General features: G+C 72.5%; 23 protein-coding genes. 17 read left to right on the top strand and 6 right to left on the bottom strand.

The window, feature by feature from the left end:
• Nucleotides 1-144: 144 nt before the first annotated feature.
• From IH25_RS0136365 to IH25_RS0136325, 9 genes are all read left to right on the top strand, one after another.
• Nucleotides 145-789 (top strand): HAD family hydrolase, encoded by a 645-nt coding sequence (locus IH25_RS0136365; protein ID WP_030621106.1) that lies wholly within the window; start codon nucleotides 145-147, stop codon nucleotides 787-789.
• 92 nt (nucleotides 790-881) lie between these two features.
• Complete coding sequence (locus tag IH25_RS0136360) at nucleotides 882-1595, top strand: VC0807 family protein (protein ID WP_030621103.1); 714 nt, start codon at nucleotides 882-884, stop codon at nucleotides 1593-1595.
• Between the two features lie 141 nt (nucleotides 1596-1736).
• Nucleotides 1737-2993 carry an MFS transporter gene (locus IH25_RS0136355; protein WP_030621100.1) on the top strand — a complete coding sequence of 419 codons (1257 nt, stop codon included), beginning with the start codon at nucleotides 1737-1739 and terminating at the stop codon, nucleotides 2991-2993.
• Nucleotides 2944-4116, top strand: coding sequence for an acetoin utilization protein AcuC (locus tag IH25_RS0136350; RefSeq protein ID WP_030621098.1), 1173 nt, complete (start codon nucleotides 2944-2946; stop codon nucleotides 4114-4116). The genes IH25_RS0136355 and IH25_RS0136350 overlap by 50 nt, the downstream gene beginning before the upstream one ends.
• A gap of 114 nt (nucleotides 4117-4230) precedes the next feature.
• Nucleotides 4231-5046 (top strand): phosphatase, encoded by an 816-nt coding sequence (locus tag IH25_RS0136345; protein ID WP_030621095.1) that lies wholly within the window; start codon nucleotides 4231-4233, stop codon nucleotides 5044-5046.
• A 129-nt stretch (nucleotides 5047-5175) separates the two neighbouring features.
• On the top strand, nucleotides 5176-5388 hold the full coding sequence (locus IH25_RS0136340; RefSeq protein ID WP_157847082.1) for a helix-turn-helix domain-containing protein: 213 nt from the start codon (nucleotides 5176-5178) through the stop codon (nucleotides 5386-5388).
• A gap of 136 nt (nucleotides 5389-5524) precedes the next feature.
• Entirely contained in the window at nucleotides 5525-5623 is a 99-nt protein-coding gene (locus IH25_RS40355) for a 30S ribosomal protein bS22 (protein WP_003948845.1), read from the top strand.
• Nucleotides 5624-5851: 228 nt separating this feature from the next.
• Nucleotides 5852-6913, top strand: a complete 1062-nt coding sequence (locus tag IH25_RS0136330) for an NAD-dependent epimerase/dehydratase family protein (protein ID WP_030621088.1) — start codon at nucleotides 5852-5854, stop codon at nucleotides 6911-6913.
• A 12-nt stretch (nucleotides 6914-6925) separates the two neighbouring features.
• A complete protein-coding gene (locus IH25_RS0136325; protein ID WP_030621085.1) occupies nucleotides 6926-7993 on the top strand; it encodes a lysophospholipid acyltransferase family protein in 1068 nt (355 codons plus the stop codon).
• Nucleotides 7994-8077: 84 nt separating this feature from the next.
• On the opposite strand, the gene IH25_RS0136320 is transcribed toward IH25_RS0136325, so the two are convergent.
• From IH25_RS0136320 to IH25_RS0136310, 3 genes are all read right to left on the bottom strand, one after another.
• Nucleotides 8078-9316 (bottom strand): DUF5667 domain-containing protein, encoded by a 1239-nt coding sequence (locus IH25_RS0136320; RefSeq protein ID WP_030621083.1) that lies wholly within the window; start codon nucleotides 9314-9316, stop codon nucleotides 8078-8080.
• 235 nt (nucleotides 9317-9551) lie between these two features.
• On the bottom strand, nucleotides 9552-10331 hold the full coding sequence (locus IH25_RS0136315) for an ECF subfamily RNA polymerase sigma factor, BldN family (protein ID WP_030621080.1): 780 nt from the start codon (nucleotides 10329-10331) through the stop codon (nucleotides 9552-9554).
• Between the two features lie 293 nt (nucleotides 10332-10624).
• Nucleotides 10625-11539 carry an HAD family hydrolase gene (locus tag IH25_RS0136310; RefSeq protein ID WP_078844603.1) on the bottom strand — a complete coding sequence of 305 codons (915 nt, stop codon included), beginning with the start codon at nucleotides 11537-11539 and terminating at the stop codon, nucleotides 10625-10627.
• A 93-nt stretch (nucleotides 11540-11632) separates the two neighbouring features.
• On the opposite strand from IH25_RS0136310, the gene IH25_RS0136305 reads away from it, so the two are divergent.
• From IH25_RS0136305 to hemB, 7 genes are all read left to right on the top strand, one after another.
• Complete coding sequence (locus tag IH25_RS0136305; RefSeq protein ID WP_107058535.1) at nucleotides 11633-11914, top strand: glutaredoxin family protein; 282 nt, start codon at nucleotides 11633-11635, stop codon at nucleotides 11912-11914.
• Nucleotides 11915-12194: 280 nt separating this feature from the next.
• On the top strand, nucleotides 12195-12959 hold the full coding sequence (locus IH25_RS0136300) for a redox-sensing transcriptional repressor Rex (RefSeq protein WP_030621072.1): 765 nt from the start codon (nucleotides 12195-12197) through the stop codon (nucleotides 12957-12959).
• A complete protein-coding gene (locus IH25_RS0136295) occupies nucleotides 12956-14641 on the top strand; it encodes a glutamyl-tRNA reductase (RefSeq protein ID WP_030621070.1) in 1686 nt (561 codons plus the stop codon). The genes IH25_RS0136300 and IH25_RS0136295 overlap by 4 nt, the downstream gene beginning before the upstream one ends.
• Nucleotides 14638-15597 carry a hydroxymethylbilane synthase gene (gene hemC / locus IH25_RS0136290; RefSeq protein WP_030621068.1) on the top strand — a complete coding sequence of 320 codons (960 nt, stop codon included), beginning with the start codon at nucleotides 14638-14640 and terminating at the stop codon, nucleotides 15595-15597. Before IH25_RS0136295 ends, hemC begins: the two co-directional genes overlap by 4 nt.
• Nucleotides 15594-17306 (top strand): bifunctional uroporphyrinogen-III C-methyltransferase/uroporphyrinogen-III synthase, encoded by a 1713-nt coding sequence (locus tag IH25_RS0136280; RefSeq protein WP_037656333.1) that lies wholly within the window; start codon nucleotides 15594-15596, stop codon nucleotides 17304-17306. Before hemC ends, IH25_RS0136280 begins: the two co-directional genes overlap by 4 nt.
• A 90-nt stretch (nucleotides 17307-17396) precedes the next feature.
• Nucleotides 17397-18155 (top strand): hypothetical protein, encoded by a 759-nt coding sequence (locus IH25_RS0136275; RefSeq protein WP_157847081.1) that lies wholly within the window; start codon nucleotides 17397-17399, stop codon nucleotides 18153-18155.
• 89 nt (nucleotides 18156-18244) lie between these two features.
• A complete protein-coding gene (hemB, locus tag IH25_RS0136270; protein WP_030621063.1) occupies nucleotides 18245-19237 on the top strand; it encodes a porphobilinogen synthase in 993 nt (330 codons plus the stop codon).
• Between the two features lie 67 nt (nucleotides 19238-19304).
• On the opposite strand, the gene IH25_RS0136265 is transcribed toward hemB, so the two are convergent.
• Together IH25_RS0136265 and IH25_RS0136260 are read right to left on the bottom strand one after the other, a co-directional pair.
• Nucleotides 19305-19784: an RICIN domain-containing protein gene (locus tag IH25_RS0136265; protein ID WP_030621060.1), complete on the bottom strand. Its 480-nt coding sequence runs from the start codon at nucleotides 19782-19784 to the stop codon at nucleotides 19305-19307.
• A 177-nt stretch (nucleotides 19785-19961) separates the two neighbouring features.
• Entirely contained in the window at nucleotides 19962-20669 is a 708-nt protein-coding gene (locus tag IH25_RS0136260; RefSeq protein ID WP_037656330.1) for a DUF4232 domain-containing protein, read from the bottom strand.
• A gap of 191 nt (nucleotides 20670-20860) precedes the next feature.
• On the opposite strand from IH25_RS0136260, the gene IH25_RS0136255 reads away from it, so the two are divergent.
• Nucleotides 20861-22261 carry a helix-turn-helix domain-containing protein gene (locus IH25_RS0136255; protein WP_030621056.1) on the top strand — a complete coding sequence of 467 codons (1401 nt, stop codon included), beginning with the start codon at nucleotides 20861-20863 and terminating at the stop codon, nucleotides 22259-22261.
• 1 nt (nucleotide 22262) lies between these two features.
• Here the strand turns inward: IH25_RS0136255 and IH25_RS0136250 are convergent, their stop codons facing one another.
• Entirely contained in the window at nucleotides 22263-23060 is a 798-nt protein-coding gene (locus IH25_RS0136250) for a DUF4253 domain-containing protein (protein WP_030621054.1), read from the bottom strand.
• Nucleotides 23061-23506: the final 446 nt, after the last annotated feature.

Genomic DNA, 23506 nt, shown 5'->3' with positions numbered 1-23506 from the left:
CACAGCGCCGATGGTACTGCAGGGGGGACCCTGTGGGAGAGTAGGACGCCGCCGAACAAATTTTAGGGAAACCCCCGCACCTTACGGTGCGGGGGTTTTCTGCGTTACGGGTTCATTCGTTGTCGGTCCATTAGGGTCGACGGCATGCGCTATGACCTCGTCATCTTCGACAACGACGGTGTCCTCGTGGACAGCGAGCCCATTTCCAACCGGCTCCTGGCCGGCTATCTCACCGAGCTCGGGCACCCGACGTCGTACGAGGACTCCATCCGCGACTACATGGGCTCGGCGATGCACCGCGTCCACGATCTGGTGCTGGAGCGCACGGGCCGGCGACTGCCCAAGGACTTCGGCGAGGTCTTCCACGCGCGGGTGTTCGCCGCGTTCGAGCGGGATTTGCGGCCCGTGCCCGGGGTGACGGACGTACTGGAGAAGCTGGCCGCGGACGGGGTGCCGTACTGCGTGGCCTCCTCCGGGAGCCACGAGCGGATACGCGTGGGACACCGCACGACCGGACTCGACCGGTGGTTCACCGACGAGCGGATCTTCAGCTCGGAGGACGTCGGGCGGGGCAAGCCGGCGCCGGACCTGTTCCTGTACGCGGCCCAGCGGATGGGAGTGGCCCCCGGGCGGTGCGTGGTCGTGGAGGACTCCCCGCTGGGCGTCCAGGCGGCCGTGGCGGCCGGGATGGACGTGTACGGGTTCACCGCCATGACACCGCCGGAGCGGCTCGCGGGCGCCGGGCGGCTCTTCTCGGACATGGGGGAGCTGGCCGGCCTGCTGGGGTGACCCGGCTCCGGGTCCCGGGCTGACATTTGTCATGCGGAGGTGCGGACGATCGTTTCTACTGCCGGACCTCTCCCGAACGCGATGCTGAGGGCATGACGAAGACCACGGGGAACCACGGCGGCACGCCGAGCGCGCTGGACAACTTCAAGCCACTGCTGATCGATGTGGCGGTGCCGCTCGGCTCGTACTACCTCTTCAAGGAAGCCTTCGGGATGAGCACCTTCGCGGCGCTCGCCTGGAGCAGCGTCGTACCCGCGGTGCGGACCGTGTGGAGTGTGGTCAAGGAGCGCCGTGCCAACGCGCTGGCCGTCCTGATCCTCGTCGTCAACGTCGTCTCGCTGCTGCTGAGTTTCGTCTCCGGCGACCCGCGGCTGATGCTCGCCAAGGACAGCGGGGTCAGCAGCACGGTGGCCATCGGGATCCTGGTCTCCGTCGGGCTGGGGAAGCCGATGATGACCGAGGCCATGAAGCCCTTCCTGGTGAAGGGCGACCCGGCCAGGGAAGCCGCCTTCCAGCGGCTGGTGTCCGGGGCCGCGGCCGGATCCGCCGTCTTCCGGCGCAAGGAGCGGGTGTTCTCCGTGGTGTGGGGGCTGGTCCTGCTGGCCGAGTGCGTGGTGCGGGTCGTGGGCGCCTACACCGTTCCGGTGGACACCATGGTGTGGCTGGGCTCCGTCGTCCTGGTCGCGGCGATGGTGATCGGGTTCCTGCTCAGCGGTGGCCTCGCCGCCGGACCCATGGAGGACATGCTCACGGCCGAGGCGGAGGCCGGCCGGGCCGAGCGCCCGGCGGTGGCCGTCGCGGCCTGACGTCCGCCGAGGAGCCGCTGGAATGGGTCTCCGCCGAGGAGCCGGGGGAGCCGGTCGCCGCCGGACGGCCGGTAGAGCTGAGCGAAATTCACCTTTGGCTGGATCTACCCACGGTTACCCCGGGGCCCTACCCTCGCCGCCATGACTGATGTGCTGCGGCGCGGCAGGGCCTCGCTGGCGTTCGCCTTCTTCGCCCAGGGTGCCGCCTTCGCCCTGCTGGTGACGCGCATCCCGGCCGTCCAGGACCGGTACGGCGTCTCCGACGCGCTGCTCCCCGTCTTCCTGGCCGCCGTGCCCATCCTCGCCGGGGTGGGCAGCGTGGCCACCGAGCGGCTGGTGAAGCGGGTTCGGCCGAGCCGGGTGCTGCGCTGGTCCCAGCCCGTGGTGCTGCTGGCCCTGCTCGGGGCCGGGGCGGGCGGAGCCGGGCAGGTGGCCGCGCTGGCGGTGGCGCTGGGCGTCTTCGGCCTGGCGGTGGGCGCGCTGGACGCGTCCATGAACATGCTCGGGGTCAGCCTCCAGCGGTCGTACGGGCGCAGCATCATGCTGGGTTTCCACGCCGTGTACAGCCTGGGCGGGATCGTGGGCGCCTCGCTGGCCTGGGCCGGGGCGCACTGGCACCTCGCGCTGTGGGTGTCGTACCTGCCGGTGGTGGCCGTGCTGTTGCCGGCGGCGCTGGTGGCGAGCCGGTGGTACGTCGACGGCGAGCCGGCGCCGGAGCGGGAGGCCGGGGCAGACGGCGGCGGGGCCGGCGGTGGGGTCGGCGGCGGGGACGGGTTCAAGCTGCTGCTGCCGCTGTGCCTGGTGATGACCTTCGCCTACATCGGGGACTCCACCGTCTCCAACTGGAGCGCGAAGTACCTGAAGGACGTGCTGGGCGGCTCGGAGCAGCTGGCGACGGTGCCGTACAACGTGTACATGGTGACCACGCTGGCCGGGCGGGCGGTCGGGGACCTCGGGGTGCGGCGGTTCGGGGCGGTGGCGGTGATCCGGCTCGGGGCGCTGGTCGCGGCCGGCGGGTTCGCGGTGGTGGCGCTGGCGTCCGGCCCGTGGGTGGGGATGCTCGGGTTCACGCTGCTGGGCCTGGGGCTGTGCGTGCTGGTGCCGCAGACCTTCGCGGCGGCCGGGCGGCACGCCTTCGAGCAGCACGGTCCGGGGGCGTCGGACGCGGCGATCGCGCGGCTGAACATCTTCAACTACGTGGGCTTCCTGATCGGTTCGCCGCTGGTGGGTGCCCTGGGGGACGCCTGGAGCTACCGGGGCGCGATGCTCGTGCCGATGGTGTTGGTGCTGGTGACGCTGGGATACGCCAGGTCGTTCGCGGCTCAACCGGACCGATACGGTGGCGGGCATGAGCGGCCGCGCACAGCTGATGTGGGACGAGGCAGTAACGGGCTATGACTTCGGTCCGAGCCATCCGATGGATCCGGTCCGGCTGGAGTTGACCCGCCGGCTGGTCGGCGCCTTCGGGCTCGACCGGGAACTGGCGGTCGTCGCGGCCAGACCGGCCGGCGAGTCGACGCTGAAGCTGGTCCACCGGGAGGACTACATCGACGCGGTGAAGGCCGCGTCGGAGGACCCGGCGGGGGCCGACGGGTCGTACGGGCTCGGCACGCTGGACGATCCGGCGTTCGCCGGGATGCACGAGGTGTCCGCGCTGATCGCGGGCCAGTCGGTGGGCGCCGCCGAGGCGGTGTGGCGGGGGGACGCCGAGCACGCGGTGAACTTCGCGGGCGGGCTGCACCACGCGATGCCGGGCGGCGCGTCGGGGTTCTGCGTGTACAACGACGCGGCGCTCGCGATCGCGCGGCTGCTGGAGCTGGGTGCCGAGCGGGTCGCCTACGTGGACGTCGACGTGCACCACGGGGACGGGGTGCAGGCCGCGTTCTGGGAGGACCCGCGGGTGCTGACGATCTCGCTGCACGAGCACCCCGGCACGCTGTTCCCAGGGACCGGGTGGCCGCAGGAGACGGGCGCGGGCGCGGGGGAGGGCACCGCGGTGAACGTGGCGCTGCCCGCCGGCACGGGGGACGCCGGGTGGCTGCGGGCGTTCCACGCCGTGGTGCCGGAGCTGCTCGCCGACTTCCGGCCGCAGGTCCTGGTCTCCCAGCACGGCGCCGACACCCACTTCGAGGACCCGCTCGCGCACCTGGCCGTCTCGCTGGACGCGCAGCGGGCGGTGCAGCTGGCGTGCCACGAGCTGGCGCACGCCTGCGCGGACGGCAAGTGGGTCGCGCTCGGCGGGGGCGGCTACGCGGTCGTCGACGTCGTACCGCGCTCGTGGACGCACCTGGTGGGGATCGCGGCGGGCCGGCCGGTCGCGCCGGAGACGGAGATCCCCGAGGGCTGGCGGCGGGAGGTGTTCGCCCGGACCCGGCAGCTCGGCCCGCGGCGGATGACGGACGGGCGGTGGCCGGTGGAGTACGCCGACTGGGAGGGGGGTTACGACCCCGCCGACCGGATCGACCAGGCCGTACTGGCCACCCGTCGGGCGGTGTTCCCGCTGCGGGGCCTGCTGCCGTAGCGCTGCCCGCCCCGGGTGGCCCACAGTGCTCCTCCGCGGACGGGTGTTAGGCCATCCGCGCGAATCCCGCCGTTTCCGCCCCGCCGTCGGTCCCGATGGGCGACCATCGCATCCGTGTCGTCCCCCGCCCCGCTCCGTGCCCACCTGGTGGCCGCCGGGCTGGCCGGGGTGGTGGCGACCTCGCGGGAGGAAAGCCTGCGCAGTTACCGGCTGTTCGCGGCCCGGGATCCGCGCGTGCTGATCGGAATCGATCCCGAGGGCACCTGGGAGTTCCCCGATCTGCTCGCCCTGATGGCGCGGACGTGCGGGGTCTCGGCGGACCCGGGCCACACGAGCGGGCCGGACGTGATCGATCCGGAGCGGACGCTCGCCGCGCTGGACGCGTTCGCCGGGCGGCTCCGTGCGGCGGCCCGGCGCGGCGCTCCCGTGCTGCTGGGCACCGGGCACCCGCGGCGGCTGCTCGGTTTCTACGCCGCTCTGGCGGACGCGCTGTCAACGGCGGGATGTGAGGTCCTCACCCCCGCGCAGGGTCATTGTGTCGACATATTGACCCGGTTCGGACTACGTCCGCATCGCCTCGACTACGTACGAGGGGTTGCCCTGATGCGGGAACCGGCGAGCGGGCGCCCCGGTTGTGAGCCGGGTGCCCACAGCCACTCGCCACTGCCGGTTCGGGTCGCGCTGGAGGCCGCGGCGCGGGCCGGCGGGCCGCTGCCGGAGCTGGTGGTCGGTGATCACGGATGGGTCTGCGGCGCAGGTCAGCTGGGGTTCGAGGCCATCGGGCTGGCCGACACCGACGACCCGGCGCCGTTCGTCGGCGAGGCCGAGGGAAGGGTGGCCGTCGTCGTTCCGGTTGATGACGCAGTCCGGTCTGGTCACTACCGGCCGCTGGCCCGCTACGTGCTCAATCGGGCCTGTCTGTCACAGTAGGCCGCCGATGGGTGCACCTCTTCCCCACTCGCATCACCCGCCCCTAGTCTGGGGAGTGAGCACGCAACGACGAAGAGTCACCGGAAGGGGAAGCCGGTGGCCGTCGAGTGCGGAAGGTTCAGGTGTGTCATGGCTGCAGCTGGCGAGAGGCCTCTGAACGAGGTTCAGTTCCTTACCGTGGCGGAAGTCGCCGCGGTGATGCGAGTGTCCAAGATGACCGTGTACCGCCTGGTGCACAGCGGTCATCTGCCCGCGATCCGGGTGGGGCGGTCCTTCCGTGTCCCGGAGCAAGCGGTGCACGAATACCTCCGCGACAGCTATGTGGGGGTGGAGACGGCCTGACGGTGACCCCCGGGTGACCGGGGAAGACCCCCTCGATTACGACCTCGGCGCTCGGTTGGGTAGGCTAGCCCCTCGTAGGTCGTGTGGGCCCATGGCGCCCAAACAACCGAGTGATGAGAAGTGAGCGAGGGTAGTCGTGGGCTCTGTTATCAAGAAGCGGCGCAAGCGGATGGCCAAGAAGAAGCACCGCAAGCTGCTCAAGCGCACGCGCGTTCAGCGTCGCAACAAGAAGTAAGCGGTCCCCCGCGCAAGCGGGTGTCCGCGTGCGACGCCGCGAGAGCGTGCCGCCTGTGGCCCTTCACCAGCAGTGGTGGAGGGCCACAGGCATGTTCCGGGCATGTGCCGACGGGGGAAAATCCGTCCCCCCGCACCCCTGGGGTCCTGCCAGCGCACCGCCGACCGGCTAGGTTGGCCGCACACGGGGAAGGCGGGACACCGGATACGCGGGAGGGAGGCGCCGATCGTGGGAAGGGTCGTGCTCGTCACCGGAGTGGCCCGGCAGCTGGGCGGCCGGTTCGTGCGGCGGATCCTGCGGGACCCGGAGGTGGACCGGGTGATCGCCGTGGACGCCGTGCCGCCCGAGCACCATCTGGGCGGCGCCGACTTCGTCCAGACCGACATCCGGCAGCCGACGATCGCCCGCGTGCTCGCCGAGTCGGGCGCCGACACCGTCGTCCACCTGGACGTGACCGGCACCGCGCTGGGCGGCGGCAGCCGGGCCACGGTCAAGGAGACCAACGTCATCGGCACCATGCAGCTGCTCGGCGCCTGCCAGAAGTCGCCGGCCGTGCGCCGGCTGGTGGTGAAGTCCAGTACGAACGTCTACGGCTCGGCGCCGCGCGACCCGGCCGTGTTCACCGAGACGACCCCGCCGAAGTCGCTGCCCAGCGGCGGCTTCGCCAAGGACGCCGTCGAGGTGGAGGGGTATGTGCGCGGGTTCGCGCGGCGGCGGCCGGACGTCGCCGTGTGCGTGCTGCGGTTCGCCAACATCCTCGGTCCCACCGTGGACACCCCGCTCGCCTCCTACTTCTCGCTGCCCGTCCTGCCGACCGTGTTCGGCTACGACCCGCGGTTGCAGTTCGTGCACGAGGACGACGTCATCGAGGTGCTGCGGATCGCCTCGCACGAGCCGCGCCGGGCCACCCTCAACAGCGGCACCTTCAACATCGCCGGGGACGGAGTGCTGCTGCTGTCGCAGTGCTCCCGGCGGCTGGGGCGGCCCACCGTGCCGCTGCTGCTGCCCGCGGTCACCTGGGCCGGGTCCCTGGTGCGTACGCTCGGTATGACGGACTTCTCGCCGGAGCAGATCCGGCTGCTCACCCACGGGCGGGTGGTGGACACCGGCCAGATGCGCGAGACGCTGGGCTTCACCCCCCGCTACACGACGGCCGAGACGTTCGCGGACTTCGCGCACGCGCTGGGCCCGGGGCTGCTGCCGCCTCAGACCCTCGCCGGGGCCGTCGACCGGGTCGCCGCGCTGTCCGCGAGGGCGGCCGGCCACCCGCAGACGCACAGCGCCAACTGAGGAGCGGCAACGATGGCGGACGCCAAGGTCATTCCGTTCGATGACGACCGGTCCCGGGGGAACGCCGCACAGCGCCAGGCGCGCCGCCGCGGCGGGAGCGGCCGGCGCGGCCCGCTCGGGGAGCCGGGCGAGAGGGGCGCGGTCCAGCCGCTGCCGGGCCGCGAGTGGGCAGGGGAGGACGAGCCGGTGGAGCCGTCGCGGACCGACGGACAGGACGACGGGCAGGACGACGGCCGGGACGGTGGCCTGGAGCGGCGGGTGGCGGCCGGGCTGGCCTTCCTGCGGCGCCGGCTCACCGGGGACTACGAGGTCGACGACTTCGGCTACGACGAGGAGCTGACCGACCAGGTCCTGATGTCGCTGCTGCGGCCGGTGTACGAGAAGTACTTCCGGGTCGAGGTGAAGGGCATCGAGAACATCCCGGCCGAGGGCGGGGCGCTGATCGTCGCCAACCACTCCGGGACGCTGCCGCTGGACGGCCTGATGATGCAGGTGGCGGTGCACGACCGGCATCCCGCCGGCCGGCACCTGCGGCTGCTGGCGGCCGACCTGGTCTTCGTGCTGCCGGTGGTCAACGAGCTGGCCCGCAAGCTGGGCCACACCCTGGCCTGCGCGGAGGACGCGGAACGGCTGCTGGGCCAGGGCGAGCTGGTCGGGGTGATGCCGGAGGGCTTCAAGGGCATCGGGAAGCCTTTCGGCGAGCGCTACAAGCTCCAGCGGTTCGGCCGGGGCGGCTTCGTCTCCACGGCGCTGCGCCAGGGCGTGCCGATCGTCCCGTGCTCGATCGTGGGGGCGGAGGAGATCTACCCGATGATCGGCAACGCCAAGACGCTGGCCCGGGTGCTGGGCATCCCGTACTTCCCGCTGACGCCGACGTTTCCCTGGCTGGGCCCGCTCGGGGCGATCCCGCTGCCGACGAAGTGGACGATCCAGTTCGGCGAGCCGATCCCGACGGACGGCTATCCGCCGGAGGCCGCCGAGGACCCGATGCTGATGTTCAACCTGACCGACCAGGTGCGCGAGCAGATCCAGCACACGCTGTACAAGCTGCTGGTGCAGCGGCGGTCGGTGTTCTTCTGAGCGTGCTCCCGGACAGGCGGGTACGGCCGTGGGGGCGCCCCTGCTCGGATAGGGGCGCCCTCACGGCCGTGGTCGTACCGGTCGTCAGTCCGCGTCCTGGCCGTCGATGCCGAGGCCGGGGAGCAGGTCCGGGATGAGCGGCGGGATGGTGACGTCCGGCTGGGCCGACGGCGACTTGCCGGCGGACGGGGAGCTGCCGGTGGTGCCGCTCTTCGGCGGGTCGAGCAGACCGCCGGTGTCGCCGCCGAGGAGGCCCTCGCCGCCGCTGCCGGTGGCCTGTTCGCTCGGCGTGCCGGTGCCGGAGTGCCGGCCGGGGGACGACGGGGTGTGGCCGGTGGCGCCCGGCGGGGCCGGCCGTTCGGTGCCGGAGGAGCCGGGGGACGCCGGGCCGGAGCCGCCCCGGTGCCTGCCCTCGCCGGGCCGGGCCGGCTGCTGCGGGAGCAGCGACTGGAGCGGGGCGACCTCTTCGTCTATGGCGTCGAAGACCGAGGACACCTCCTGTTTGACGTCGCCGAGCTGGACGGGGAGCTTGTCGCTGAGCGAGCTCCACGCCTCGCGGTGGGACCGGGAGAAGGCGTCCAGCGCCTGGATGGGGCCCAGGGAGTCCGGGTCGGCCTGGTAGGCGGCGTGCAGCAGCCGGTGGCCCTCGGTGACGTCGTGCCGCATCCCGGACAGGGTGCGGCGGATCTCGCCGATGGACTCGTGGTCCAGGTGGCCGCCCCGGCCGCGCTCCAGCAGCCGGCGGACCTCGCCGAGCCGGGTGGAGGCCTGGTCGAGGTAGGTCTGGCCGCGCTGGTCGTCGCCGTCGGTCAGGTAGTTGAGCTTGAAGTCCTCGATGCCGCGCTTCAGGCCGTACAGCGAGTCGCCGGGCAGGGCGTCGGAGCTGGCGGCGGCGACCCCGCCGAAGGCCCCGGCGGCCACCCCGACGCTGAGCCCGCCGGCCGCGAGGCCTTTGGTCAGCCGGGTACGCGGGCGGAGCTTGCCGAGCGGGCCCGCCCGGTGCTCGCCCCTCGCCCGGTGGGAACGCTGTTCCGGTACGGACGTGTCCGCCGCCCCGGTCCCCTCCTGGAGCATGGCCTCCATCGCGGCCACCAGCTGGGCCCGCTGGACGGCCTTGACCTCCGGGTCGAGCTGCGGCCTGGGCAGCGCGCCGAGTCCCGCGGCCAGGGCCAGCAGCTCGCCCTGGCCGGTCGCTTCCTCGGCGGTCGGCGGGGAACCCGCCGGGTCTTCTGACTGCTCGGCCGCCGTGTCCCGGTCGGACTGCTCCTCCAGGGCCTGGGCGAAGGCGTTCGCCCGCCGGTGCGCCGATACGTTCGCGATCACTGGCGGCACCTCCTCTCGTCATGACGGTCGACTCCCCAGGGGGTCCTGAGGGTTGCACGCCCACGGCCGGGTCCCCGGATCGGGTGATCAGGGAGGGCCGGGACGTGACCACAGGGAGCCTGTATCCCGCACAACGACTGGCGCGGCACTTCGGTTACGGACGGCGGGCGGGCGGTTCGGAAAGGCAACACACCTTGACGGAGCGTGAGTTGAGCGTCGCTCGCCGTCGCCCCGCTCAGCGGGCGTCGTCGGGCAGCAGCCGGGCGAGGGTGCGCACGGCGCGGTACTGGAGGGTCTTGATGGCGCCCTCGTTCTTGCCCATGACACGGGCGGTCTCGGCGACCGAGAGGCCCTGGAGGAAGCGGAGCGTGACGCACTCCTGCTGCTGCGGGTTGAGCCGCCGTACGGCGTCCAGCAGGGCGGCGTTGGACAGGGACTCCAGGACGGAGTCCTCGGGGGAGCGCTCGACCTCGTTGGCGTCGAGCATCTCGCCGGTGGTGACCTCCAGGCGGAAGCGGCTGGACTTGAAGTGGTCGGCGACCAGGTTCCGGGCGATGGTCACCAGCCAGGCGCCGAAGTCGCGGCCCTGCCAGGTGAACGTGCCGATCCTGCGCAGGGCCCGCAGAAAGGTCTCGCTGGTGAGGTCCTCGGCGGTGGCCCGGCCGCCGACGCGGTAGTAGATGTACCGGTAGACGGTGTCGCTGTACTGGTCGTAGAGGCGGCCGAAGGCCTCGGCCTCGCCGGACTGGGCGCGTTCGACGAGCTCCATCATGCGGGCGCTGTCGCTGTCGGCGGCCGGCCGGCGGGCGGTGGCCGCGCCGGAGGCACGCCCCCGTCTGCCGACGGCGGCGCCGCCGTCGGCCAGTGCGTAGCACGGGCCCGCGGGCGCGGCGGCTGCGAAGGCGGGGACGGCGTACGCGGTGGGGACGAAGCCGCGCAGTGTTTCCTTGACCGTCGCGACCGTTGCGCGCAGCGTAGCCAGGCCCGAGGCGTCAACCCCGACGTGTGGGTACACGGGACTCCCAGAGGCAGAGCTTCCATCACGTGCAGTGCGGGACCATTCACCCGTCGTAGCGACGGAAGGGTTCCGGTTTGCGTCTGAGGAGAATAACGCTTCGTACAGGCGTAGCTACACCGAGTTGCTCAAATCATCGATTGCGTCGCTTCTGTGACTGTTTGATGCCGGGTCAAGTTCATGAACTTGATCGGTTGTTGAGCGAAAAGAGACGTGTTTCGGTGAAGTACGAGGCGGATTGAAATGACCGCGGCATCATCGTGCGCGCGGACGAGGGGCGTGTCCGGCCCCGGCTACCGGCGCCGCCGGCTCAGGGCGATCGCGGCCGCGGTGCCGCCGGCGACCGCGCCGACCCCCGCGGCGGCCGGGATGCCGACCTTGGCCGCCTTGCGTCCCGTGCGGTAGTCCCGCAGCCGCCAGTCCTGCTCGCGGGCGTGCCGGCGCAGCTTGGCGTCCGGGTTGACGGCGTAGGGGTGGCCGACCAGGGACAGCATCGGGATGTCGTTGTGGCTGTCGCTGTAGGCCGCGCAGCGGGAGAGGTCCAGCCCCTCGGCGGCGGCCAGCGCGCGCACCGCCTCCGCCTTGGCGGGCCCGTGCAGCGGCTCGCCGACCAGCCGGCCGGTGTAGACGCCGCCGACCGACTCGGCCACCGTGCCGAGGGCGCCGGTCAGGCCGAGGCGGCGCGCGATCACCTGGGCGATCTCCACCGGGGCCGCGGTCACCAGCCACACCTTCTGGCCCGCGTCCAGGTGGGCCTGGGCCAGCGCGCGGGTGCCGGGCCAGATGCGGTCGGCCATGTACTCGTCGTAGATCTCCTCGCCGATCGACTCCAGCTCGGCGACCCGGTGGCCCTTGACGATCGACAGCGCCGAGTCGCGGGCGTCCTGCATGTGCTCGGGGTCCTCGACGCCGGCCAGCCGGAACCAGGCCTGCTGCCAGGCGAACCGGGCGAGGTCGCGGGTCTCGAAGAACTTCCGCTTGTACAGTCCCCGGCCGAAGTGGAAGAGGGCGGCGCCCTGCATCACCGTGTTGTCCAGGTCGAAGAAGGCGGCGGCCTTGTCGTCGCCGAGCACCGGGAACTGCGGTTCCTCGGGCGTGGCGGTCTCCTGCGAGGACTTGCGGGCGGCCTCCGCCGAAGCCTCGCCTGCCAACACGCTCCGCGCCGTGGCGGAGCGCCTACGGGGAGTGAGCCATCCGAGAGCGGCCATGACGCGAGCATAGCCACTGTGTCCGAAGGTTCCGGAGTCGAGAGGTTGGCGTGGTGTGAACGCCGGGCGAAGGGCGCGCCGGGGCGCGCGAGAATGGCCGGTATGAGTCCGCTCTTCCGACGCAAGGCAGAGCCGCGAGCGCGGCTGGTGACCCTGATCCGCAAGCCCGGCTGCCACCTGTGCGACGACGCGCAGGCGGTGGTGGAGAAGGTGTGCGGCGACCTCGGAGTGCCGTGGGAGCCCAAGGACATCACGCAGGACCGGGAGCTCCACGACCGCTACTGGGAGCAGATCCCCGTCGTCCTGGTCGACGGCGAGCAGCACACCTTCTGGCGCGTGAACGAGGAGCGGCTGCGCCGGGCACTGACCGACTAGTCCAAACCGGCCGGAAAGTCGCTTAGGATCGACGGCGGTTTGGTCTCGGGGGCGGGATTCGTGAGGAGAGTGTGCGGTTTTGCCCCCAGTAACGAAGGAACGGCGGTGCGTGTGCGCCGGTTCCCGCTCCGGGTGTGAAACCGGCGTGACCCCGGTCACTTCTGCCGGGCAAATCGGACACCATCTTTGTGCACGCGTTCACAAAGACATAGCCTGCTGTCGACGGGGCGGTCTGGGGACGTGTGACCGCCTACAGCCCCGCTCTACCCGCAGGAGCACCGTGGCAACTGGCCGAACTCACCGACCGGCGACCCGTAGCCGAGGGATTCCCGAGGCCACCGTCGCCCGGCTTCCGCTGTACCTCCGCGCGCTGACCGCACTGTCGGAGCGCTCGGTCCCCACGGTCTCCTCCGAGGAGCTGGCCGCGGCGGCGGGGGTCAACTCCGCCAAGCTGCGCAAGGACTTCTCGTACCTGGGCTCCTACGGAACGCGTGGCGTCGGCTACGACGTGGAGTATCTCGTCTACCAGATCTCCCGCGAACTCGGCCTGACCCAGGACTGGCCGGTTGTCATCGTCGGCATCGGCAACCTCGGCGCCGCCCTGGCCAACTACGGCGGTTTCGCCTCCCGTGGCTTCCGGGTCGCCGCGCTGATCGACGCCGACCCGGCGATGGCCGGCAAGCCGGTCGCGGGCATCCCGGTGCGGCACACCGACGACCTTGAGAAGATCATCAAGGACAACGGGGTCTCCATCGGTGTGATCGCCACCCCGGCGGGCGCCGCCCAGCAGGTCTGCGACCGGCTCGTGGCCGCCGGCGTGACCTCCATCCTGAACTTCGCGCCGACCGTGCTGTCCGTCCCGGACGGCGTGGACGTGCGCAAGGTGGACCTCTCCATCGAGCTGCAGATCCTCGCCTTCCACGAGCAGCGCAAGGCCGGCGAGGAGACCGCCGCGGGCGACGGCGCCCTGCCCGCCGCCACCCCCCGCGCGACCTCCGCCGACCAAGGACCCGACGGGGACGTCCCCGCCGTGATGCCGGCATGAGCCTCCTCGTCGTAGGCCTCAGCCACCGCAGTGCCCCGGTCAGCGTGCTGGAGCGGGCCGCGCTGAGCGCGGACGCCCAGACCAAGCTGCTCCAGGACACGGTCGCCGCCGAGCCCGCCACCGAGGCCGCGGTGCTCGCCACCTGCAACCGCATAGAGCTGTACGCCGACGTGGACAAGTTCCACGCCGGTGTCGCCGAGCTGTCCACGCTGCTCGCCCAGCACAGCGGGGTCGGCCTGGAGGAACTGACGCCGTACCTCTACGTGCACTACGAGGACCGGGCCGTCCACCACCTGTTCTCGGTGGCCTGCGGGCTGGACTCGATGGTCGTCGGCGAGGGCCAGATCCTCGGTCAGATCAAGGACTCCCTGGCCCGCGCCCAAGAGCTGCACACCGCCGGCAAGCTGCTGAACGAGCTGTTCCAGCAGGCCCTGCGGGTCGGCAAGCGCGCCCACTCCGAGACCGGAATCGACCGCGCCGGCCAGTCCCTGGTCACCTTCGGCCTGGAGCAGCTGGCCGTGGGCGCGGCCGTGCCCGACTGGGCCCGCGGCAAGAAGGCGCTGGTCATCGGCGCCGGATCGATGTCGTCCCTGGCCGCCGCGACGCTGGCGCGCGCCGGGGTCGCCGAGGTCGTCGTCGCCAACCGCACCTTCGAGCGCGCCGAGCGGCTCGCCCGGATCCTGCTGGAGGCCGACGACAACGCGGTCACCGCCCGCGCGGTGCCGATGGACGCCGTCGCCGACGAGCTGACCCGGGCCGACGTCGTCGTCTCCTGTACCGGCGCGACGGGCCTGGTGCTCACGGCGGAGGCGGTCGCGCACGCGGTCGAGGGCCGCACCGGACAGCCCGTCGCCGCCACCGGTTTCACGGCCGTGAAGCCGGCGGCCCCGCAGCGCCCCACCGGCCTCGGCGCCGACGACAACTGCCCGCTGGACCTGGCCGCCGTGCAGCCCGGCTTCTCCGTCATGGGCGAGGCCGCCGTGGCCGGCATGGACGCGGCCACCCTGGAGCAGCACGCGGCCTGGGTCGCCGGCGGCAGCACGGCCGACCGCCGCGAGCGGCGCAGCCCCGAGGCGGACGCCGAGCTGATCACCGCGCTCGCCGCGACCGCCGCCACCGTCGGGCGGATCCCCGAGCGGCGCAAGCCGGAGCCGGTGGCCGAGCGTCCCGCGCCCTTCTTCTTCCTGCTCGACCTGGCCATGCCCCGCGACATCGACGCGGCCGTGCACCGGCTGGCCGGGGTCCGGCTGGTGGACATCGAGTCGCTGGCGGAGGCCTCCGCCGACGCGCCGATGGCCGCCGACGTGGACCAGGTCCGGGGCATCGTCGCCGACGAGGTCGCGGCCTTCGGCGCGGCCCTGCGGGCGGCGCACATCACCCCGACCGTGGTCGCGCTGCGCACCATGGCCGCCGATGTGGTCGCCGGCGAGCTGGCACGCCTGCACGGCCGCCTGCCCGACCTGGACGAGCGCCAGCGCGGCGAGATCCGGCAGACCGTGCACCGGGTCGTCGACAAGCTGCTGCACGCGCCGACCGTACGGGTCAAGCAGCTCGCGGCCGAGCCCGGCGGCGCCGGGTACGCGGACGCGCTGCGCACCCTGTTCGACCTCGATTCCGAGCCGGCCGCGGCCGTGTCCGGGGCCGGGGACAGCACGCGGAACAAGAACCGAGGGCCAGCATGAGTGAGAAGGCACTGCGGCTGGGGACCAGGCGGAGCAAACTCGCCATGGCCCAGTCCGGGCAGGTGGCCGAGATTGTCCGCGAGGTGACCGGCCGGCCCGTCGAGCTGGTCGAGATCACCACGTACGGCGATGTGTCCCGGGAGGCGCTGGCGCAGATCGGCGGCACCGGTGTGTTCGTCACCGCGCTGCGGGACGCGCTGCTCAAGGGCGAGGTCGACTTCGCGGTTCATTCGCTGAAGGACCTCCCGACCACGCAGCCCGGGGAACTGGTCCTGGCGGCCATACCGGAGCGCGAGGACCCGCGGGACGTCATCGTCGCGCGCGACGCGCTGAAGTTCACCGACCTGCCGCGCGGCGCCCGCATCGGCACCGGCGCACCGCGCCGCATGGCGCAGCTGAACGCGTACGCCCGCGCGCACGGACTGGACATCGAGACGGTCCCGATCCGCGGCAACGTCGACACCCGCATCCAGTACGTCCGCGACGGCGAGCTGGACGCGGTCGTGCTGGCCGCCGCCGGACTCAACCGGATCGGCCGCATCGACGAGGTGACCGACTTCCTGTCGGTCGACACGGTTCTGCCCGCCCCCGGCCAGGGGGCCCTGGCGATCGAGTGCGCCGCGGACAACGCGGACCTGATCGCCGCGCTCGGTGAGCTGGACGACCCGTTCACGCGGGCCGCCGTCACCGCCGAGCGGTCACTGCTCGCCGCCCTGGAGGCCGGTTGCAGCGCACCCGTGGGGGCGCTGGCCGACCTTCTGGCCGACGGGCAGATCGTCAAGGAAATGCGCCTGCGCGGCGTCGTCGGCACGACCGACGGCACCCGCATGGTGCAGCTGTCCACCACCGGTCCCGTGCCCCAGACGCACGACCAGGCGTGGGCACTCGGTCGCGAACTCGCCACCGAGATGCTCGCCCAGGGCGCGGCCGGTCTGATGGGGGAGCGAGCACATTGAGCCCCACCGCCCTTCCTGCCGCCGGTCCGGAACACGGGCACGTCACCTTCCTAGGTGCCGGACCCGGGGATCCGGGACTGCTGACTCTGCGCGCCGTGGAGGCGCTGTCGAACGCGGACGTCCTGGTCGCCGAGCACGAGGTGCTCGACGTCATCCGGACGCACGCCCGACAGGGCGTCTCCGTCGTGCAGACGGACGCCGACCCCTCTTCGGTCTCGCCGCCGGGCACGGGCACGCCCCAGCTGACGGTAGTTGACGGCACGTCAACACCCGCCGCTGTCCCGGGTGGTGCCCGGGATGCCGCTCATCTTGTCATGGAGGCCGCGCGGGGCGGCAGGCGGGTCGTCCGTGCGGTCTCCGGTGACCCGGGACTGGATACGTACGCGGCCGAGGAGATGCTCGCGTGCGCCGCGGCCGGGGTGCCCTTCGAGGTCGTCCCCGGTGTCGCGGCGGCGGTCGGCGTGCCCGCGTACGCCGGTGTGCCGCTGCGCGACGCCGATGGCGCGGACGTCCGCTTCGTGGACGCCCGGACCGCCTCCGACCGCTGCTGGTCCGAGGTCGGCGCCTCCGACAGCACGGTGGTCGTCTCCACGACGCTGGACTCCGTGGCCGGCGCGGCGGCCGAGCTGGTCTCGGCGGGCCGCAAGCCGGACACCCCGCTGTCGGTGACGATCGCCGGTACGACGACCCGTCAGCGCACCTGGACGGCGACGCTCGGCACGATCGCGCAGACGCTGAAGCAGGCCAAGGTGCTGCCGTCGCCGGACGGCGGCCGGCCGGTGATAGCCGTGGTCGGCGAGCGCTCGGCCGCGGACCGGCGCGACCAGCTGTCGTGGTTCGAGTCCAAGCCGCTGTTCGGCTGGAAGGTGCTCGTGCCGCGGACCAAGGAGCAGGCGGCCTCGCTCTCCGAGCAGCTGCGCTCCTACGGCGCGGTGCCGCACGAGGTCCCGACGATCGCCGTGGAGCCGCCGCGCACCCCGCAGCAGATGGAGCGGGCGGTCAAGGGCCTGGTCACCGGCCGCTACGAGTGGATCGCGTTCACGTCGGTCAACGCGGTCAAGGCGGTCCGGGAGAAGTTCGAGGAGTACGGCCTCGACGCCCGTGCCTTCGCGGGCATCAAGGTGGCCGCGGTGGGCGAGCAGACCGCCAAGGCGCTGGTCGCCTTCGGCGTGAAGCCGGACCTGGTGCCGAGCGGCGAGCAGTCGGCGGCCGGCCTCCTGGAGGACTGGCCCCCCTACGACCCGGTGTTCGACCCGATCGACCGCGTCTTCCTGCCGCGCGCCGACATCGCCACCGAGACCCTGGTGGCCGGGCTGATCGACCTGGGCTGGGAGGTGGACGACGTCACGGCCTACCGCACCGTGCGCGCCTCGCCGCCGCCGGCGGAGACCCGTGAGGCGATCAAGGGCGGCGGCTTCGACGCGGTCCTGTTCACCTCCTCCTCCACGGTCCGCAACCTGGTCGGCATCGCGGGCAAGCCGCACAACGTGACGGTGATCGCCTGCATCGGCCCGGCCACGGCCAAGACCGCCGAGGAACACGGCCTGCGCGTGGACGTCATGGCCCCCGAGCCGTCCGTCCACAAGCTCGCCGAGGCCCTGGCCGACTTCGGCATGAAGCGCAGGGCGGCGGCCCTGGAGGCGGGCGACCCGGTCACCCGCCCGAGCGAACGCCGCCCGGGGGCGCGCAGGCGCCGCTCGACGACCTGAGACAGGGCGGAGCGCGCCTCTTCGGAGGGTGCTCCGCCCCGTTCGGCGTAACGCTCTCCCTCCCCGTGTGGTTCTGCGATGCTGGCCGCCATGGGTGAGGGAGAGCGCCGTCCTGGTTCCGGGAACGCCGGCCCCTGGTTACGCCGCCGGGCCGTGGCGCTGCTGGTGACCTGTGCCGCGGTGGGGGCGGCCGTCCTGCACGTCCTGGCGCCGGACCTGCGGATCGACGGCATCGTGGTGACGCTGCTCGCGATCGCCGCGCTGCCGTGGCTCGGGGAGCTGCTCCGCAGCATCGAGGTGCCGGGCTTCGCCCGGATCGAGTTCCGGGACATCGAGCGCCGGATCGACGACGTCCAGCGGACGGCCAACGCCGCGCTCGTCGGGGACGGACCCGCCGACGACGGCGCCGCCTGGGACACGGTCAGGGGACTGGCCGCCGAGTATGTGAACGTACGCCTCCAGCAGGCGGGCAGCGCGGCCAGGACCCAGCGGATGGACCGCATCTTCGCCCGGCTGGTGCGCGCGGCCCAGCGTGTGCCCGGCTTCGACGTCGAGGGGCTGCTCGCCTCCCAGGACGCCGGGCTGCGGCTGGCGGCCTACGCGCGGCTGTACGCGCTGCCCGAGCCGGAGGCTTTGGGCCCCCTGGTGGACGCGGCGATCGCGGATCCGCTCGCGTTCAACCAGTACTGGGCCCTGCGGGCGGTGGAGAGCTGTGTGACGGACGGCGGAGCGGCCCAGGTGCCGCTCGGAGCGGTCCGCCGGCTACGGGAGTTCCGCGCCCGGACACCGCCCGGCAACGACCGGGGCGAGGTGGCCGACCGGATCCTCGCCGAGATCGGCGAGCGCTGAGCGGGCCTCCCCGAAGGGCCCCGAACCGCCTCGCCGGCCCGACTCGGCGTCGGCAAACGCACGGGTGGGGCGGGCGTAGCGTAGAGGGCATGACGAAGTACGGATCCTTTCCCGGTACGCGTCCCCGGCGGCTGCGGACCACGCCCGTCATGCGGCGGATGGTCGCCGAGACACGGCTGCACCCCGCCGACTTCATCCTCCCGGCGTTCGTCCGGGAGGGCGTGAGCGAGCCGGTGCCGATCGGCTCCATGCCCGGGGTCGTGCAGCACACCCGGGACAGCCTGAAGAAGGCCGCTGCGGAGGCGGTGGAGGCCGGGATCTCCGGGATCATGCTGTTCGGTGTGCCGGAGGAGTCGAAGAAGGACGCCCGGGGCACGGTGGGCACCGACCCGGACGGGATCCTCCAGGTCGCCCTCCGGGACGTGCGCGCCGAGGTCGGTGACGACCTGCTCGTGATGTCCGACCTGTGCCTGGACGAGGTCACCGACCACGGCCACTGCGGGGTGCTGGACGCCGAGGGCCGGGTCGACAACGACGCCACCCTGGAGCGGTACGCCGAGATGGCGCAGGTCCAGGCCGACGCCGGCGCCCATGTCGTGGGCCCCAGCGGGATGATGGACGGCCAGATCGGCGTCATCCGCGACGCGCTCGACCAGATCGGCCGCGAGGACGTGGCGATCCTCGCCTACACCGCCAAGTACTCCTCGGCGTTCTACGGGCCCTTCCGCGAGGCCGTCGCCTCGTCGTTGCAGGGCGACCGCAAGACCTACCAGCAGGACCCGGCCAACTGGCGGGAGTCCCTGCGCGAGCTGGAGCTGGACCTCGCCGAGGGCGCCGACATGGTGATGGTCAAGCCGGCCGGCCCCTACCTCGACATCCTCGCCCGGGTCGCGGACGCCGTGGACGTGCCGGTGGCCGCGTACCAGATCTCCGGCGAGTACGCGATGGTCGAGGCCGCCGCCGAGAAGGGCTGGGTGGACCGGGACCGGGCCATCTTCGAGACCCTGACCGGCATCAAGCGGGCCGGTGCGCGGAACATCCTCACCTACTGGGCCACCGAGGTGGCCCAGAAGCTCCGCTAGTTCCTTCGACCCCGTGGGTTCGCCGAGCCGGCGGGCCGGCGAACCCACGGGGAGCTCACTGGCGGCCTCAGGCGTCGGTCAGGGTGATGTGGTCGCCCAGCACGGCCCAGCGCTGTCCGGGTTCGTTGGCGCAGAGCCTGGTGCGGACCTCGGGCGTCCCCCACGTGTTGGACAGGCAGTAGTGCGCGTCGGCGGCCAGGACGAAGTGGTCGCCGGTCTGCCTCCACCGCTGTCCGGGTTCGTTGGCGCAGAGCCTGGTGCGGACCTCGGGCGTCCCCCACGTGTTGGACAGACAGTAGTGGGGGTCGGCGGCCAGGACGACGTGGTCGCCTACGACCTTCCAGCGCTGTCCGGGTTCGTTGGCGCACACCCTGGTGCGGACCTCGGGTGTCCCCCACGTGTTCGACAGGCAGTAGTTGCCGATCGCGGAGGCGCCGGAGCCCGGCCCGGCGGCCGTGGCGGCGGCCGTGGCGGCGGCCGAAGGGAGGACGGCCGCCGTCAGCGCGAGAGCGAGGACGCCGAGGGACTTGCGGAACGCGAAAGCCATGAAGGGAACGCCTTTCATCCGGCGGGTCGCGGAGACCGGGCCGTGCCGCCGTGCGACGACATCGGCCGAGGGCTCCTTCGGGCATGCGCCGGGAGCCTTTCCCCGGACTTGCCCTCGAATGCGGCAAACCGCCCTTAGGGGTGATATGCGGATGAAGGCGTTGCCGTGCGCCGGTTGTCACCAGCCGGAGATGGCGCCCAGGTCCTTCTGCCAGTACGTCACCTTCAGCGTGCTGTCGTAGTAGACGCCCTTGGCGGGCAGGGCCGGCGTCGCGGACGGGCCGCCGTCGCTGTTCGGGGTCATCCCCTGGAAGCCCACCGTCAGCTTGTGCGCGGTCATCCCGCCGCTGCCGCTGCCGTCGGCGGCCGACAGCAGCACACCCGCGTACCCCGACTCGCCGGGCGCCAGCGAGACCACGGCCTGGGGCTGGGTGCCCTCGTCGGCCTGCGGCACCCACTGCATCTCGTCGAAGCGCAGCACCGGGTAGTACGGCAGTTCGCAGGTCTTGCCGCCGGTGTTCTTCACCGTCAGCAGCATGTGGTTCAGGGGCCGGCTGAGCAGCTGGGCGGTGACGGACGTGTTCGTGCCGTTGCACAGCACCACGGAGCGTCCGGTGCTCTGCCCCTTGCGGCCGGCGGAGGCGGCGGGCTTGGTGCTGGGCGCCTCGGTACGGGCCACGGGGGAGGCCTCGGTGGCGCCGCCGGCGGTGTCCTTCACCGGGGTGCTGCTCTCGGGCGACTTCGAGACGTTCGTCTCCGCCGCCGCCACCGTCGCCTTCGGGCGGGCGGCGCCCTCGTCCTCGGTGCCCGTGCCGTTGTCGCACGCGGTGAGGGCGAGGGCGGCCACGGCGGTTCCGGTAGCGGCGATCAAACGAATGTGGCGCATACGCATGGCAAGTCCTCTTTCGGGCTGGGCCGGTTGTCGTGCTTGGATGACCAACAGCCTGTGGGCGGACTCGTCCCGGCGGCCAGCGTTGGCCGCCAATCCGGGACGCTGGAACGCCGGAACCGGCTTTGACCTGCGGAAACAACACCCCCCTGGAACGCCGGGGTGGGACGAGGGGGACTGGAGGAACGGTGTCTGAGGGCATCCCCGAAAGCGGTTTCGCCGAGCTGCTGCGGGAGTTGAAGAACCGCTCCGGGCACAGCTACGGCACGCTCGCCAAGCGGCTCCACATGAGTACGTCGACACTCCACCGCTACTGCAACGGGGACGCCGTACCGACGGACTACGCCCCCGTGGAGCGGCTCGCCCGGCTCTGCAAGGCCACGCCCGGGGAACTGGTGGAACTGCACCGCCGGTGGATCCTGGCGGACGCGGGCCGGGGACGGAAGGGCGCGGAGCCGGTCGTAGCACCGGAGGCGGTTCCGGAGCCTGAGGCGGCGGCTCAGGCGGCCCCGGAGACAGAGCCGGAGGCGGCGGCCGTACCCGAACCGGAGCCAGTGGGGGCAGCCGAACCCGAACCGGAGCCGGCGAGTGCACCTGAACCCGAGCCCACACCCGCACCCGTACCGGCGACCCGATGGCGGCGGGGCCGGTCCCTGATCGCGGGCCGCCGTACCGCTCTCCTGGCGGCCGTCACGGTCACCGCGTTGATCGTCGGCGGCACGGTCTTCGCCCTGAACTCGCCGTCGGACGAGGGCAAGCGGCGGGACGACGCGAAGGCCACGACGGCCACCGCCGGCTCCGCCCTTGCCCAGGGCAGCACCGCCCCCCGGCCGTCGAAGTCAGGGAGCCCGAGCCCGAGCGCTTCGGCCACGCGTTCGGCCTCCCCCTCCGCCGAGGCTCCGGACCTGGCGCCCGACATCACCGACGGGAAGCCCACGGGGAAGCCGTCGGCGGCCGCACGTCAGGAAGCATCGGAAGCGGTGCCGTTGACGGTCAACACCAACCCCTACAGCTGGCTGAGTCCCTGCTCGCAGCACTACCTGATCGACCGGCCGCCGACCGCCGTGGGCCCGCCGCCGACGGAGCAGCAGGCCCCCGCGTGGGTGGCCGTCAACAAGGCGGTGTCGGCGGGGGAGCAGTTCATCACCTTCACCGTGCAGGGCACCGGGAACGAGACGGTCGTCCTGGAGCGGCTGTCGGTCCACATGGCGGGCAAGCGTTCGCCGCTCGCCTGGAACGACTACGCCATGGGCTACCCGGGTGTCGGCTGCGGCGGTGGCGTGCCGACGCATTCCTTCACGGTCTCCCTGGACGCGATGCGCCCGTCACCCGTACCGGAGGCCGGGAGCGAAAACTTCCCCTTCAAGGTGAGCCAGTCGGACCCGGAGGTCTTCTACGTCATGGCGGACGCGTCGGCGTACGACGTCAGCTGGTACCTGGAGCTGACGTGGTCCAGCGGCGGCCGGCACGGCACGCTGGTGATCGACGACGCCGGCCACCCGTTCCGCACCAGCGGGAACAACAGCCGGCCGGCGTACGCGTTCCCGCTGGGCGGTCAGAAGTGGAAGCCGGCGTCGGAGTTCGAGTGACTCAGTCCCACCAGAAGGCCCAGCTGGTGGCACCGAGCAGCGTCTCGGCGTACGCCCGCACGCTCCCCGGACCACTCTGTACGACGGCGTGCGGGCACAGGGCGTAGTGCTCGGCGGCGAGGACCTCGGCGTCGGCGAGGGTGCCGGGCGGGGCGGCGACGGACACCACGAGGGCGTCCGCACCGAGCGCCACGACCCGGATGCCGAACCGGTCCTCCCAGGACCGCAGGACGGCGCAGACGCGGGCCACGTCGTGGTCGTAGTTCAGGGCACCGGTCCAGCCGATGGCGGCGGGTATGTCGGCGGACCGGCGGGCCGGGACGAGGGCCAGGTGCGGTTCCTCTATCCACTCCGCCCAGCGCGCGGGATCCCGGTGCAGGGCGTCGGCCACCGTGGCGGCGCGGGTGTCGGGATCGGCGTTCGGCACGCCGGAAGAGGCGAGGCCCGGCCACTCGGTGCCGAACGGCTCGATCTCCTCGCTGAGATGCCCGTCGGTCTCCTCCTCCCAGTACTCCGAGAGCACGTCCTCGACCGGGTGATCTCCGGGGTACGAGGCGTCGCCCGGCAGCAGCCCCCAGTCGTCGACGCCGACCCGGCAGCCGGCCAGGTCCACGAGCACCGGCAACAGCCCCGTACGGGCCGCCGGTGCGCCCAGGGCCTTCCAGGTGCCGGGCGAGGAGGGCTTTTCCGCGTGCCACAGCAGGGGTTGGTGCCAGGGCCCGTCGTCCGTCGCGTCGACCAACCTGCCGGGCGGCAGTTGGAGCCCCGCCGATGGGCCTGCGGCCCACCCTTGACACACCTCACTCCAGCACGGGGGAGAAGCGAGCGGGCGGCCAGGGGAAAGTGGCCGGCTGGACTTGGTTGGGCCCTGCGGTGGGCTGCGTTCGCATCGTGGGTCGGGGATGCGCGCTGGCGTCTCGCCTGCACGCCGGGTGGGCTTAGCGGCTTGCGGCCCGGTGGGAGGCGGGGGGCCGGAACGTGGGGAGGGTTGTTTTGGAATGAATGGTGCAGAAGGAGGGGTGGCAGGGGGAGCCAGGATCACCCGCAGGCCGCCGAACCGGCCCGGCGTGCTGGCGAGACGCGGGTGCGCCCCTCACCGCCGGGGCATGGTCGGCTCGCCGGGGGGCCGGTGCCGGGCTGGGCCACTGTCCTTTCGGGCCGCTCGCTCGCTTCTACCTCGTGCTGGAGCGGGCCGGGTCAAGGGTGGGCCGCAGGCCCATCGGCGAAGCCGACGCGCAGCGCCCT

It is taken from the genome of Streptomyces achromogenes subsp. achromogenes, assembly GCF_000720835.1.
GTDB lineage: Bacteria > Actinomycetota > Actinomycetes > Streptomycetales > Streptomycetaceae > Streptomyces > Streptomyces achromogenes.
The sequence above is the reverse complement of the archived record's forward strand: the minus strand, read 5'-3'. Positions and strand labels throughout refer to the sequence as shown.